The organism is Alteribacter keqinensis, assembly GCF_003710255.1.
Taxonomy (GTDB): Bacteria; Bacillota; Bacilli; order Bacillales; family Salisediminibacteriaceae; genus Alteribacter; species Alteribacter keqinensis.
Genome location: NZ_RHIB01000001.1, coordinates 1,603,973 through 1,618,398, shown reverse-complemented (window position 1 = coordinate 1,618,398; position 14,426 = coordinate 1,603,973). Strand labels below are relative to the sequence as shown.

Genomic DNA, 14,426 nt, shown 5'->3' with positions numbered 1-14,426 from the left:
ATTAATACAAACGAGCTCAGGAGGCGGTGAACCGCTTAAAAAGCATCGCGGAAAAACCGGTTACCGTAAAGGGAAAAGAGGGAAATAGGTTAATAGAAGGCTTTGTAAGTACAGTTGTTGGTTTACGCTCATTGCATGGGGAGCGAGGTGAGCCTGCTTTCATATGAAGCATCGCTGCTTTTTCCTCAGCGAGGTATGCTTTGCAGCTTTTTGTGTCGAAGCTGAGATGTGAACGCTCATGGCAGCGCATTCGGTGCAATCAATAGTGTTATAAATCAAGAATAATCTTTAACAGAACCTGATAGAAAAGCATCATGCCTGCTTTACAAGGAAGGGTTTCAGGACCCTGCCTGATTCTTTTTAAGTGTACCGATGAAAGGGAATGAGATAAGCGACAGGACCCCCATGAAGGCTTATGAGTTTCCGGATCTGTAGAATGTAATCTTTTCCACGTTCAAAAAATCATGGAATAAACGAAAGATATAGACAGAGTCCGGTCAAGCTTTGGCAGAAGGAGCGTTTCAGCATGAGTAAAAAAATCATCTATGAAGTCTACTGGATCAGAGCGCTTGCCTGTTTAGCCGTAGTCCTTGTTCACGCAGTGAACACAACACTGGCAAATTATGAAGGGGCCCTGTCCCAGTTTGAGGAATATTTTCTTATTTTCATCCGGTTTGCGGCCTTTTTTGGTACGCCGGCATTTGTGTTTATATCAGAGCTTCTTCTGGCAAGAGCCTATCCAGATGGAGTGCCTCCGGGCTTCTTTAAAAAACGGATCCGGTTTCTGCTTGTCCCCTTTGCAGTTATGGGATTAATTTTTGCCTTGCTTCAGTCAGACACGCCAGGAGCGTTCTTTCAAAACGGAGCTTTGAATTTGTTTGCCGGGGGATATACAGGTTACTTTGTGTTAATTATCTTTCAGTTTTACATCCTTCATGTTTTGCTGAATAAAAAGCTTCAACGCTTCCCGGCAGCGCCTGTACTGCTTGTCGCATTCGCGGTTCAGGCGGCTTATATCGGCTTCTTCAATTTTAATGAACCGCCTTCAAACCAGGTGGCCGAGTATATCTGGCTCAGGGGGCATTGGATTCCGTTTTTTGGATGGATCTTTTATTTCACCCTCGGATATTATGCAGGGCGTCATTTTGACCGTGTGAAAACCTGGATTATCAGTCACAGGCGCACGGTTACAGCGGTGCCGGTGATTGCTCTTGGGTGGATTATTGTGAACGTCAGAACGGATTTTATTGATGTGGTTTCATCCAAGCGGCTGGATAATATCGTATATACAATCGCTGTGGTGGCCCTTATTCTGTTTATCGCAGCCCGGGCGAAAAAGGTTCCGTGGCCGGTTATGTTTGTGAGTAAGTACTCGTTTAACATTTACCTGCTTCACACTCTTGTGATTTACCCGATCCCGGCGATTGCGGGGGTAAGCCCCACTATATATACGTTGTTTATTTTTGTTGCCGCCCTGATTGGTTCGATTGCAGTTGCGAAATTGATTCATCTCTGGGCACCGGGAAAACTGCTGATCGGAAAAAAGCTGCCGTCTCCGAACAGGCAGACCGTGAAGACTGCCAGATAAGAGAGTCTTTCTTAAGAGTAGATTGGCAATGGCTCCGCTCTCTGCTTCGAGGCTAACCCAAAAGGTAAAAACTGACCTTTGGGGTCAGCCTCTTTTAATTTGCGTGAAGCCAGTGGCCCTTCGATGGTTCAGTTATGTTGTCTGCGAGTCTGTTAAGGTCTTCGTAGTATTTTTGCTCGAGCATTTTAATCAGTATGCCGAAATAATACGCAACGGGGTTGTTTACTTTCTTTTGCTTAAGCCTTGAGATCATCTCCTTGAACGCAAGAACGGCTTCATCGGTGAGCCAGTCACAATGCTCAAAGCAATACCGCCATGCCGCCCGTGTGGTCATGGACCAAAATTCCTTAACAGCCCCCTGTTCCGGATAAAAGCTGGACACCACTTTTGAGAACCGTTCGGGAACAGCCGGGCTCATTTTATCGTGCCTTACGTTATTTTTAACGATCTTTTTTGGATCTTTTGGTTTAAAAGAACTTTGTTTATGGGGGGTCATTTTCACCGGGGGGCCCGGCTCATTCTGTACCGGATAAGGGTTAAACACAACGAGATTACTCGACTGTGCTCCCGACTTTCTTACCGTTCCATATACAGTAACCATCCCGGCCGCCTTTGCTTTTTGGATCATCCGTTTGTATGTGGCCCGTGAGAGCTGTCCCTGAGCGGTCTTTAATACCGTCGCCACATTCGCATTTGCAACACCAATCACCTTTACGGCATATCTGCTCAGCGCTTTTAACCCGATCACTTCCTTTTTACCAAGCTTTACTGCCGGATCGCTGAGCCAACTGTTCAAATGCGCGTTAAACTCCTTCACACTGTCAAACTGAGAATATCTCTTAAAACTGTCCACATGATCATTGACCATCGCTTTTGCCATGAGCCACCTCTCCCTTCACCTATTAAGTAAACGGGGAAAGCGAAAAATGGGGTGGCTCATTTATATTTTTTTTCGGGAGCGCTGTGGTTGGGGTCTGAAGTACTAAGTGGAAAAAGGGCTGGCGAAGTGTAGAAAAGCGAAGGCCAACCGTAGAATGCCGCCGATTAACCGTAAAAAAACAGAAGGATAAGTGTAAAATAACAGCAATCCTGATAGCCTACCGTCAAGTTTATCCACACATATACAGAGATATTTTGCTGATACCGGGCGAATGAACAAGCCGGTCGGACTTTTCAAACTATACTGTAGTACATCCTTAAAAAAAGGTAGGTGTCACATATGTGCTGGGGTTACGGTGGATATAATTACGGTTGTGCACCATCAGGCGGAGGATACGGCATCGGGTTGATTCTCGTATTGTTCATCCTTCTTGTCATCATCGCTGGCGCTGCCTGGTCTTGGTAGTAGCAACTATATCGGGGAACGACTGCGCCTGGTAGTGCGCAGTCTTTTTTTTTCGCCCGGGGAAGGGAATTAGGGGATTTGTGTTAAGGTGTCCTTCCTCAAAGTTAAGAATTCCGGCCTGGTTGTTAAGACCTTTTAAGTTAAGAATTCCAGATTTTTTCCCATATAAATGGAAACCGTGACCTATGAGGAGCCATTACCGGCTAAAATCTACTATTCATCTTCCATAATTTTATGAAGATCCTTATAAAACCTCTCATTATACGAAGTCACGATATGAACACGGGCTTTATCAAGGGGGATTGTGTGTTTGCACCCCTGTCCTTTACAGTTTACCGTATCCTGACCTTCAGCCCGGATCAGGTACTTGTGGCGTTTTTTACATAATGGACAAGTGGCATTTACGAGATGGGCTTTCGGGTTTCTGGCAAATGCCCCTTTTGTCACATCCCGCTGCTCTTTACTCAGCTCTTTAAACAGGACGGCATTTGTGGCTGCACGGGCGGTACGCTTCGTTAAAATTTCAAGATCCACAACCGGGTTCGGGTTGCGGACAGGGTTTTTCCTCACAGCCACATTGTCAAATTCGTCAATCTCGAGAAGACCGTATCCCGGGGGTACCTCATCCGGGACGAGGAGTCCGGCTGGCGTCATTATATAGGCATAATCGGCAATTTCATGATAGCCATAGGGCATCCGGAGGACCTCATCCCGCAAAAAATCAGATCTGGACACTTTTACTTCGATGATCCGGGACTCCTGACGCCTGATATTAATGCCGAGGGCGTCTGCTTTCAGTTTTTTTCGTTTCACAAATAACTTTACCTCGCTTGCGCAGAGGTCAACTACTTTATCTTTCAGCCAGTACAGGGCCTGTTTTTTTAAATGTTCATGAAGGGGGCTTTCCATAAAAATAACTCCTCTCTTTCACTCATTTATCCAATCATAACACCTCACGGGCGGGCTATTGTGAATAACAAACGTATGATTGGAAAAAATACGTTCTGGTAACGTAAATTTGGAAAAAAGAGGTGTACATGGATGAAGAAGCATAAAGGGTTACTTGCACTTTCACTGGGAATGCTTATGGCCGCAACAGCCTGCGGCGGCGGTGGAGAAGCACCTGAAGAAGGCGGGGACGCCGGTGGAGATGAAACTGCTGAAGAGACATCCGAAGATAAAGGTGAGATTGTGATTGGCCGGAATAACTGGGCTGAAAATATTGCTGTCTCAAACATGTGGAAGGTGCTGCTGGAAGAAGAGGGCTACGAAGTGGACATTCAGTCCATGGACAAAGCGCCGGTCTGGCTCGGAATTTCCAGGGGTGAGCTGGATATTGCCCCTGAAGTATGGCTTCCGAATACGGATGAATCCTACGAAGAAGAGTACGGTGATGACGTTGACATGAGGGAAATCTGGTATGAGGGAACAGAGCTTGGGTTTGCCGTTCCGGAGTACATGGATATTGATTCGATCGAAGAATTAAACGATATGGCCTCAGAGTTTGACGGACAAATTGTCGGTATTGAAGAAGGAGCGGCCCTAACGGATCTTGCCCGGGATGCCATAGACGAATACGACCTGGATCTGAACCTGGTTACAAGCTCAGACCCTGCCATGAATGCAGAGTTTATGCAGTCGTATGAAAATGAAGAGCCGATTGTGGTGACGCTTTGGAGCCCGCACTGGCTGTTTGCAGACTATGACATTAAGTATTTGGAAGACCCGGAGAACGTGTTCGGCGACCCCGATGATATTTATTACATGACCCGTGAAGGATTTGCTGATGATCATCCGGAAGTGGTGGAGTGGATGGACAACTGGATGATGGACGACGAGTCTCTCGGTGACCTCATGGCGACAATCAATGACCTGGACGACCCGTACGAAGGGGCGAAAGAGTGGATTGAAGAAAACCGTGATCTGGTTGACGAATGGATGGCTGAATAAATAAAGAGGCTGGGACTGAAGTGTTTTAGCCAACGAGAATCCGTACGAATAAAAGCGGCGCTAATAAACCGCTCCTGAAATATACTCCGCTTTCCGCGGGAAGCTGGTGAGCCTTCTCACTTCGTTGCGGGGTCTCACCTTTGCTTTTCAGAAGGCACTGAAAAAGTTCGATCTTTAACTTTTCCAGTGCCTTCTAAGCAATGAGCGTAACGGTTGGCATTTTTAAAAGCCTGGTATGAGTGGGTTTCTCGTATCAGGCGCGCAACCGCTGAAGCCATTCAAATAAAAGCCACTGAAAAAGTTGTTTTGTACTTTTTCAGTGGCTTCCTTTTAACCCGCAGGAGCCTGCGTATATTTCATCCGCTATGTTGGCGCATCATTCGGATTCTCAGCTAAACACTTTCTTTATGTCCCAGCCGCTTTTTTTGATGACGGTACACAGGGTTTTTATGCAACAAGAGTTGGAGAGGAAGGGACCGGGATGAACATTTCCGACCTTCCTTTTTGTTTTAATAGAATATGAATTGTATGAAATGATGGACAAATAGACCTATAGTCACTCGCAGGATTTACATAATTCAGATAGGATAGTATATAGTGTTTATGCAGGATATTTCTTCATTATTTTCTTTTTCCATCCTTTTGAGGGTGGGGTGAGGACATGAATGTTTACTGCAATGTAAGGGCTTACCTTCATATATCTATAAGGTTTTCACCGAGAAATCGTTTTTCTCCCCCATTGTTATTCATGCATTTTCCATGTGAAAAAACCTGACATATCCAGCGCATAAAATATAGAAAATTCTTATAATTATTTGTGATGTAAAATCTATTTTGATATAATGACCATGTAATTTCAAAACTTTGTTAATGGAGGAAGGAGCTGAGATGTTAATAGGTCACAGGACTAGTTGACTAATGGTCCCTGTACCACCTCGACGGAGGACATTTCGTGTGTGCTGAATGTTTGGAAAATTTAGACCTTTTACAACAGGGGGGCCTCAAGACTTTGCTTATATACATATTAAAACGTTTTTTATGGATGATTCTTACGGTCTGGATTATCATTACCCTGACCTTTTTTCTGATGCATGCCATACCAGGGGATCCATTGGATACAGGGGATGCAGGAAGTTCCGATGCAGCAAGTGCCAACCTGGCTGCCTATTATAACCTGGACCAGCCATTGCCAGTCCAGTATGTAACCTATTTAAAGAATGTCGCCACGTTTGATTTTGGACCGTCCATGACATCAAGGTCCCGTGATGTGAACGACATGATTGAAAGCGGATTCCCCGCTTCACTTCAGTTAGGTATTGCTTCATTGATTTTCTCCGTTCTTTCAGGTGTGGTACTGGGTGTTTTTGCCGCTCTCCGCCATAACAAGATGATTGACTATATGACGATGGTGTTCGCTGTTATCGGCATTTCCATCCCGAACTTTATTCAGTCAATGCTGTTTATTAACTACATAGCAGTACATGTGGATTTTTTCCCGATTGCAAGGTGGGGTACATACAGGCACGTGATTTTACCAGCACTTGCTCTTGCGTCAGGTCCTATGGCCATTATTGCAAGACTTACACGTTCAAACATGCTTGAAGTTCTGACACAGGATTATATTCGTACAGCTAAAGCAAAAGGGCTCACTTCAGTCCAAATCGTTGTCAAACATGCCCTTCGGAATGCACTTCTGCCGGTTGTGACGATTATGGGGGCACTGACTGCCTCGGTTCTTACAGGGAGTTTTGTGATAGAGCGGATTTTCTCGATTCCGGGAATCGGGCAGTACTTTGTAAACAGTATAAGTAATCGTGATTATCCGATGATCATGGCTACAACGGTGATCTACAGTACAATTTTAGTCGTGATGATGTTTATTGTTGATATTTTATACGGATTTATTGATCCGAGAATCAAGCTGCACTCGAAGGAGGACTAGAATGCCGGTAACAACTGAGAAGAGGGCAAAAGGATCGTCGGAAGACCGGCTTTTTGTCCCCGTAGATAAGAATAAAGCTGAGCTGAATGTACTTGTCCGCCCGAGTGTCGGGTTTTGGAAAGATGCTTGGCAGAGACTTTTGAAAAACAAGCTTGCTGTAAGTGGACTCGTTGTGATCATCGCTTTGACGATCATGGCGATTATCGGGCCGATGCTCACCCCTTACAGCTATTCCGATCAAACGTTAAGCAACCAGAACATGGGCCCTTCCCGTGAGCATTGGTTTGGTACGGATAACCTGGGAAGAGATATGTTTACCAGAACATGGTACGGTGCGAGAATTTCATTGTTTATCGGATTTGCTGCTGCCCTGATTGAGTTTTTTGTCGGGGTGATTTATGGAGGGGTTTCAGGATACAAAGGCGGAAGAACAGACAATGTCATGATGCGTATCATTGATATTCTTTACGGCCTTCCATATCTTCTTGTCGTTATTTTACTTATGGTTATTATGGGACCGGGTCTTTTTACCATTATCGTTGCCCTGACACTCACCGGGTGGATCGGTATGGCAAGGATTGTCCGGGGACAGGTTCTCCAGCTGAAAACAAACGAATATGTGCTCGCATCCAAAGTTCTCGGTGCCGATACATCAAGAATCATTCGCAAACATTTACTGCCGAATACGATGGGGCCGGTCATTGTTTCCATGACACTGACAGTACCGGGAGCCATTTTCGCAGAGGCATTTTTAAGCTTTTTAGGGTTAGGTGTTTCAGCTCCGGTAGCGAGCTGGGGATCGATGGCCAACGATGCTCTTGGTGTACTGAATACAGGATACTGGTGGCGGCTGTTTTTTCCTGCCTTCTTTATCTCACTGACAATGCTGGCATTCAACGTATTTGGAGACGGATTAAGGGATGCACTCGATCCAAAGCTAAGGAGGTAGCCTATGGGACAAGCATTACTTGAAATAAACGATTTAGCGGTTTCTTTTTCCACGCAGGGAGGCGAAGTTCAGGCCGTCAGAGGCGTAACCTTTGCTGTAGATAAAGGAGAGACTGTGGCCATTGTAGGAGAGTCGGGCTGCGGAAAGAGTGTGACTGCACAGAGTATCATGCGTCTGATTCCACAGCCGCCCGGCCGGATAAAAAACGGAACGATCCATATGAACGGGAAGGATCTTGCTTCATTATCAGAAAAACAAATGAGGGGAGTCAGGGGGAAACAGATCGGGATGATTTTTCAGGACCCGATGACAAGCCTCAACCCTACCCTTAAAGTCGGCGACCAGCTGACCGAGGGGATTCTGACTCATCAGAAGATCAGTAAAGCGGATGCTAAAAAAGAAGCAATCGATCTTCTTCACCTGGTGGGGATTGCAAACCCTGAAGAACGTCTTCAGCAGTATCCACACCAGTTCAGTGGAGGAATGCGCCAGCGTCTGATGATTGCCATGGCGTTGATGTGCAAGCCTGAACTGCTCATTGCCGATGAACCGACAACCGCACTTGATGTGACCATCCAGGCACAGATTATCGATTTGTTTAAAGAAATACAGAGAAAAACAGGGGTTGCCATTATTATCATCACCCATGACCTGGGCGTAGTGGCTCAGATAGCAGACCGCATCAACGTGATGTATGCAGGAGAGATCGTGGAAACGGGCACGGTAAAAGAGATTTTTTATGATCCCCAGCATCCGTATACGCGTGGTCTCCTTCACAGTGTCCCGCGATTGGACGGGGACAGGAGCCAAAAGCTCGTGCCGATTGTCGGAAGTCCGCCGGATTTATTCTCACCGCCTGAAGGCTGTGCATTTGCCCGGCGTTGTGACTATGCCATGGAAGTGTGCGTATCACTTGATCCTGATTATACGAAACTCTCAAACAAGCATTATACAAAGTGCTGGCTGCAGGATACCCGCGCAGAGAAGCCGTTTTAATACGGTTATATTTTTAAGGAGGTGAAGGAGAACAAAGCAGGTTTTACTGGTTTCATTGATCACCAAAACAAACAAGGGGGAAAACAGGAATGAAAAAATCGAAAAGCTTGAAGTGGCTGCTTGGAACCGGGTTAATGGCAACAGCGATGATTGCCACCGGATGTTCCGGCGACGAAGAAACGACCGGTGATGAGGACGGTAATGGAGAAGATGCGGCTGCAGAGGAGTCTGGTGACGGAGAGAACATCCTTATTTACAACAGTGAACGAAACCCGACTTCACTTGATCCGCCGATCGGGAATGACGAATCGTCTTATGCCATTCTTAACAATGTTATGGAAGGTCTGACACGACTTGCAAAAGACGAAGCAACGCCGGAGCCTGCAATGGCTGAGGATTGGGACGTGTCTGATGACGGTCTTACATACACGTTCTACATTCGTGAAGATGCGAATTGGAGCAACGGAGAGCCTGTAACGGCGGAGGACTTTGAATTTTCATTCAAGCGCCTTGCAGATCCGGAAACAGCTTCGCCAGCTGCCCACCACTCTTACTGGATTGCCGGAGCAGAAGCATTTAACGAAGGAGAAGGTTCTGCAGAAGATGTTCAAGTAGAAGCAATTGATGAAAAAACACTTGAAGTCACATTGGAGAACCCTGTTGACTTCTTCCCGTCCATTGTTGCTATGCCGCAGCTTTTCCCTGTACATAAAGACACAGTGGAAGGTGATGACAACTGGGCGAACAGTGCAGATACCTTTGTAGGAAACGGTCCGTTTGTCGTTAGTGAGTGGGAAGACGATGAATACTTGCTTATTACGAAAAATGAAGATTACTGGGACGCGGACACCGTTAACCTTGACGGCGTTGAGTACGTTATGATCGAGGACTCCAACACAGCTTATCAGCTTTATGGCAACGATGAAGTTCATATGACAGGCATTCCTTCCGATATGGCAGGCGAACTTGTCGGTGGACCTGAAACGATTCAGTACCCTCGTTCAGGTATTGAGTTCCAGCGATTTAATGTGGATATGGAACCATTCCAAAACCGCAATATCCGAGCTGCCTTTGCAAAAGCGATTAATGCACAGGAAATTGTTGACTATATCACGCAAGAAGGTCAGCCTGTCATGACCGGCTACGTTTTTGATGATTTCCAGCATCCAGACGGTTCCACTTACCGTGAAGCAGCTGGTGACCTTCATGAGTTCGACTTTGAAGAAGCACAAGAACTGCTGGAATTAGGGATGGAAGAGGAAGGATACGATGAGCTTCCAGAAGTAAATCTCACATACAGCACAAGTGATCTTAACCATACTGTTGCTCAAGCCATTCAAGAAATGTTACAGCAAAACCTTGGTGTGGAGATTGGTCTTGAGAATCAGGAATTTGCTGTTTTCCTTGATGCCCAGCGTGACCTGGAACTGCAATATTCCCGTTCTTCGTTCCTTGGCGGGTACAACGATCCAATGAACTATCTGGACAACTTTACTTCAGGAAACCCAATGAACAGAACGGGATGGTCCAACGAAGAATATGACCAGCTTGTATCAGAGAGCCTGGCTGAAACGGATCCGGAAGCACGCTTTGATCTTATGATTGAAGCCGAGAAAGTGTTTATGGATGACTATGTTATTGTTCCACTTTATTACTACAACACAACGTTCATTAAGAAAGACAACGTACAAGACGTAGTACGACACCCGGTTGGATTCGTAGAATTCAAATGGGCAAGCATGGAGTAAGGTCATATTGGTCAGTCACCCCGGTGAGTTTTACCGGGGTGATATCCATTTACATAAGGAATGAAAGCTTTATATATACATAGAGTAAGAGAGTGAGCGAAATGAACTTGGAGGGAGTTTTTCATCATGAAGAAGCCCATCATTGGTATTACATCTTCTTATGTGGACGATCGCACGCTTCAAACATCGTATGACAATATCAGGTCTGTTTTGCGGGCAGGCGGTACCCCTTTTGTGCTCCCTAATGTTACAAATCAGGATCATATGAGTAACTACGTGAACACCGTTGATGGGATTGTTGTCACCGGGGGCGGAGATATCGACCCAACCCTGTTTGGTGAAGAGCCTCACCCGAATCTGGGACTTATTCATCCCGACCGGGACGTGTTTGAAGTTGATCTGTTGAAGGAGGCGATGAAGCAGGATAAGCCGATCCTTGCCATTTGCAGAGGCTGCCAGATATTAAACATTGCTGCCGGTGGAGATATGTATCAGGATATATACACACAAATGGATCATGCCCTCCTTCAACACACTCAGCGGGCCCCCAGAAGTCACGGGTCCCATTTCATAGAAGTAACAGAAGGCAGTTTACTTCACAGCATTTCCAAGCAGAAAAAGTACAAAGTTAACAGCTTTCACCATCAGACAGTACGAGAGATGGCACCGGGTTTTAATGTGATCGCCCGGTCTTCCGATCAGGTGATCGAAGCTTTTCAAAGTACGAAACATACGTTTGTTTTAGGCGTGCAATGGCACCCGGAATGTATGACGGATGAGCCGTCTGTCCGGTTGTTCAAGGCGTTTATTGAAGCTTGCGAAAAAAAGAAAGCGATCACGAATGAAACATAAGCGGAGGGGTTTCACATGGCAAAGAAGTTAGTAGAAGTGAAAAACTTGCAAAAGCATTTTGAAGTAGGAAAAGGGAAGATATTAAAAGCGGTCAACGATATATCCTTTGACGTATACGAAGGTGAAACGCTTGGTCTGGTCGGCGAGTCAGGGTGCGGGAAGTCCACCACCGGCCGGACGATCATCCGCCTGTACCGGGCGACATCAGGTGAAGTCATCTATGATGGTGAAAATGTACATACGTTGAAAGGGAAAAAGATAAAGAAATTTAACCGGAAGATGCAAATGATCTTCCAGGATCCTTATGCATCCTTAAATCCAAGAATGACAGTGGAAGACATCATCGCCGAGGGGATGGATATCCATGACATATACCAGGGCAAAGAAAGAAGAAAGCGAGTCCATCATCTTTTGGAAACTGTAGGCTTAAGCAAAGAACATGCAACTCGTTTTCCTCACGAATTCAGCGGGGGTCAGCGTCAGAGGATTGGAATTGCCAGAGCACTTGCTCTGGATCCGGAATTTATTATTGCGGACGAGCCTATCTCAGCTCTTGACGTTTCCATTCAGGCGCAGGTTGTGAACCTCATGAAAGACCTTCAAAAAGAACGGGGACTTACCTACTTGTTTATTGCACACGATTTATCCATGGTCAAGCACATTAGTGACAGGATCGGGGTTATGTATTTGGGTGGCATGATGGAGCTTGCAGACAGTGAAGATTTATATGAAGAACCGCTCCACCCGTATACCCAGGCGCTGCTTTCCTCTATTCCGATACCGGACCCGGATGTTGAGGAAACGAGAGAAAGGACCATTTTAATAGGGGACGTTCCAAGTCCGATCGATCCTCCAAGCGGCTGTCCGTTCAGAACACGCTGTCCTGAAGCCATTGATGTGTGCGCTAAAAGAAAACCGGAGTGGCTGGAAGCCCGCCCGAACCATTTTGTCGCGTGTCATTTGTACGAACAATAATCCTTCGATTGGAAGTGAAAACAGATGATCATTGAAAAAATAAAGACGAAGCGTATTGCGGTTCCTTTAAGAAAACCGTTCAAAACGGCCCTGCGCACTCTTGAAACGGCAGAGGCGGTTATTGTGACGATTCATTGTGACAACGGGCTTACGGGTTTTGGAGAAGCACCGCCAACCATTGTTGTCACAGGAGACAGCTTGGAGAGCATTGAAGGAGCGATACAACATACGATCCGCCCCGCATTAACCGGGATGGACGTAACAAATTTCGAACAGGTATTCCAGAAGCTCCATCGTATCCTTGTCCGGAACACAAGTGCGAAAGCCGCAGTGGACATGGCCCTGTTCGACCTTCTGGCAAAAAAAATGAACGTACCTCTTTACCAGTACCTTGGCGGCTATCAAAATGAGCTTGAAACAGATTATACCGTAAGCGTTAACGCTCCTGAAGAGATGGGGGAGGACGCTGTCGAATACGTGAACGACGGATTTACGGTCCTGAAAGTAAAAGTAGGCATTGATGACATACATAAAGACATCGAGCGTATCTCGGAAATCCGTAAAAGGATCGGGAACGACATTAAAATCCGTCTTGATGCAAACCAGGGATGGAATCCCAAAGATGCGGTTTTCGCGATTAATAAAATGGCTGACATGGACCTTGGGGTCGAACTTGTGGAACAGCCGGTCAAAGCTTATGATTTCGAAGGGTTGAAGATGGTTACAGACAGCACAATCACACCGATTATGGCTGACGAAAGTGTCTTTTCACCAGAGGATGCCCTTCGCATCATTACAAACCGTTGTGCCGATCTGATTAACATTAAGCTCATGAAGTCCGGCGGCATCTATAAGGCAGAGGCGATTAACCGTCTTGCAGAAGCCGCAGGAATCGAATGCATGACAGGCAGTATGATTGAAACCCGTGTGGGAATCTCCGCTGCGGCACACTTTGCTGCAAGTAAGAAAAATGTTACCCGCTTTGATTTTGACAGCCCCCTTATGTTAAAAGAAGACATCGTGAACGGCGGGATGGTGTACTCAAAGAATAAAATCACCATGCAGACGGAACCGGGGCTCGGAATAACAAGTGTAGGAGAGTTTGAGGAGGCGTATAAATGAGTACAGAATACATCGTAAAAGCAGCAGTCGCAACGCTTTGGACGTCACCGGACAAGCCCCGTGAAATGGATCAGGCGGCACTGAAAGAGCCCGCGGACATCCGCGGCTGGCTTGGCGGGTTAACAACAGAAGACCGCAGGCAGGTGACAGACGATAATATTGTTCAGTCACAGGTGCTGTACGGACAAATGGTCACACTGATTGAGGAAAGAGAAGACTGGCTTCATGTCTGCGTAAATGATCAGCCTTCCAGAAAAAGCGAAAAAGGCTATCCCGGATGGATTCCAAAATGCCAGGTTATCGAACGGTCAGAAACAAATATTGAGCCTGATACTCCCTTCGCAGCAGTAAAAACACAAACAGCGTGGCTTTATCAAAATCAGGAACCAATTCTTGAAATCAGTTATGAAACCAGGCTTCCACTGGCAAGTGACATTGTTGAAGGTGCGTTTGTATCGGTAAACACGCCACACGGTGCAGCACAGATTAAGTCAGGTGATGTGAATGTATATGAAAAAGAAAGGGACATTCCTGCTCCACTGGGTGAGGCTTTGGTCAAAAATGGAGAAATGTTTCTTGAACTTCCGTATCTTTGGGGAGGGATGAGCGGATTCGGTTTTGACTGCTCAGGATTTACATATACCGTCCACCGTCACTTCGGAATCACCATCCCCCGGGACGCATCCGACCAGGAAAAAGCAGGGGAGCCTGTCGCCCGTGAAGACCTCAAACCGGGGGACTGCATTTACTTTGCGAAAGACGAAGGAAAGGGCTTCGTATACCATGTCGGGTTTTACTACGGAGACGGGCAGATGCTTCACGCCCCGAGTGCCGGAAAAGGAATCGAAATCGTACCGATCAAAAACACGAAATACGATAAAAACTACCGCTCCGCCCGCCGCTTCTGGTAAGCGGGGGTCTGTCCCCGCACAATTTTGTGTAAAATTGCGATAATGGCA

The 14,426-nt window shown here is 46.2% G+C and carries 13 protein-coding genes; 11 read left to right on the top strand and 2 right to left on the bottom strand.

What is annotated here, in order from left to right; all coding sequences use genetic code 11:
- Nucleotides 1-526: 526 nt before the first annotated feature.
- Complete coding sequence (locus EBO34_RS07965; RefSeq protein ID WP_122897367.1) at nucleotides 527-1,588, top strand: acyltransferase family protein; 1,062 nt, start codon at nucleotides 527-529, stop codon at nucleotides 1,586-1,588.
- A 94-nt stretch (nucleotides 1,589-1,682) separates the two neighbouring features.
- Here EBO34_RS07965 and EBO34_RS07960 read toward each other — a convergent pair whose 3' ends face one another.
- Nucleotides 1,683-2,468 carry a hypothetical protein gene (locus EBO34_RS07960; protein WP_122897366.1) on the bottom strand — a complete coding sequence of 262 codons (786 nt, stop codon included), beginning with the start codon at nucleotides 2,466-2,468 and terminating at the stop codon, nucleotides 1,683-1,685.
- 339 nt (nucleotides 2,469-2,807) lie between these two features.
- Here EBO34_RS07960 and EBO34_RS07955 point away from each other — a divergent pair, with 339 nt between their 5' ends.
- Nucleotides 2,808-2,933 (top strand): YjcZ family sporulation protein, encoded by a 126-nt coding sequence (locus tag EBO34_RS07955; protein WP_122897365.1) that lies wholly within the window; start codon nucleotides 2,808-2,810, stop codon nucleotides 2,931-2,933.
- Between the two features lie 213 nt (nucleotides 2,934-3,146).
- On the opposite strand, the gene EBO34_RS07950 is transcribed toward EBO34_RS07955, so the two are convergent.
- Nucleotides 3,147-3,842 carry a hypothetical protein gene (locus tag EBO34_RS07950; RefSeq protein WP_122897364.1) on the bottom strand — a complete coding sequence of 232 codons (696 nt, stop codon included), beginning with the start codon at nucleotides 3,840-3,842 and terminating at the stop codon, nucleotides 3,147-3,149.
- A 132-nt stretch (nucleotides 3,843-3,974) separates the two neighbouring features.
- Between EBO34_RS07950 and EBO34_RS07945 the strand changes: the two genes are divergently transcribed.
- The 9 genes from EBO34_RS07945 to EBO34_RS07905 all read left to right on the top strand — a co-directional run bounded on the left by EBO34_RS07945 (nucleotide 3,975) and on the right by EBO34_RS07905 (nucleotide 14,378).
- The gene (locus EBO34_RS07945) at nucleotides 3,975-4,883 is read left to right on the top strand and encodes a glycine betaine ABC transporter substrate-binding protein (protein ID WP_236784706.1); all 909 of its coding nucleotides are present in this window, start codon (nucleotides 3,975-3,977) and stop codon (nucleotides 4,881-4,883) included.
- A gap of 1,009 nt (nucleotides 4,884-5,892) precedes the next feature.
- A complete protein-coding gene (locus tag EBO34_RS07940; protein ID WP_122897363.1) occupies nucleotides 5,893-6,825 on the top strand; it encodes an ABC transporter permease in 933 nt (310 codons plus the stop codon).
- 1 nt (nucleotide 6,826) lies between these two features.
- Nucleotides 6,827-7,774, top strand: a complete 948-nt coding sequence (locus EBO34_RS07935; protein WP_122897362.1) for an ABC transporter permease — start codon at nucleotides 6,827-6,829, stop codon at nucleotides 7,772-7,774.
- A gap of 3 nt (nucleotides 7,775-7,777) precedes the next feature.
- Nucleotides 7,778-8,770: an ABC transporter ATP-binding protein gene (locus tag EBO34_RS07930; RefSeq protein ID WP_122897361.1), complete on the top strand. Its 993-nt coding sequence runs from the start codon at nucleotides 7,778-7,780 to the stop codon at nucleotides 8,768-8,770.
- Between the two features lie 89 nt (nucleotides 8,771-8,859).
- Nucleotides 8,860-10,518, top strand: coding sequence for a peptide ABC transporter substrate-binding protein (locus EBO34_RS07925; protein ID WP_122897360.1), 1,659 nt, complete (start codon nucleotides 8,860-8,862; stop codon nucleotides 10,516-10,518).
- Nucleotides 10,519-10,644: 126 nt separating this feature from the next.
- Nucleotides 10,645-11,370, top strand: coding sequence for a gamma-glutamyl-gamma-aminobutyrate hydrolase family protein (locus EBO34_RS07920; protein WP_122897359.1), 726 nt, complete (start codon nucleotides 10,645-10,647; stop codon nucleotides 11,368-11,370).
- Between the two features lie 15 nt (nucleotides 11,371-11,385).
- Nucleotides 11,386-12,345, top strand: coding sequence for an ABC transporter ATP-binding protein (locus EBO34_RS07915; protein ID WP_122897358.1), 960 nt, complete (start codon nucleotides 11,386-11,388; stop codon nucleotides 12,343-12,345).
- A 24-nt stretch (nucleotides 12,346-12,369) separates the two neighbouring features.
- The gene (locus EBO34_RS07910) at nucleotides 12,370-13,467 is read left to right on the top strand and encodes a dipeptide epimerase (RefSeq protein WP_122897357.1); all 1,098 of its coding nucleotides are present in this window, start codon (nucleotides 12,370-12,372) and stop codon (nucleotides 13,465-13,467) included.
- On the top strand, nucleotides 13,464-14,378 hold the full coding sequence (locus EBO34_RS07905; protein WP_122897356.1) for a C40 family peptidase: 915 nt from the start codon (nucleotides 13,464-13,466) through the stop codon (nucleotides 14,376-14,378). The genes EBO34_RS07910 and EBO34_RS07905 overlap by 4 nt, the downstream gene beginning before the upstream one ends.
- The last annotated feature ends 48 nt before the right edge of the window (nucleotides 14,379-14,426 follow it).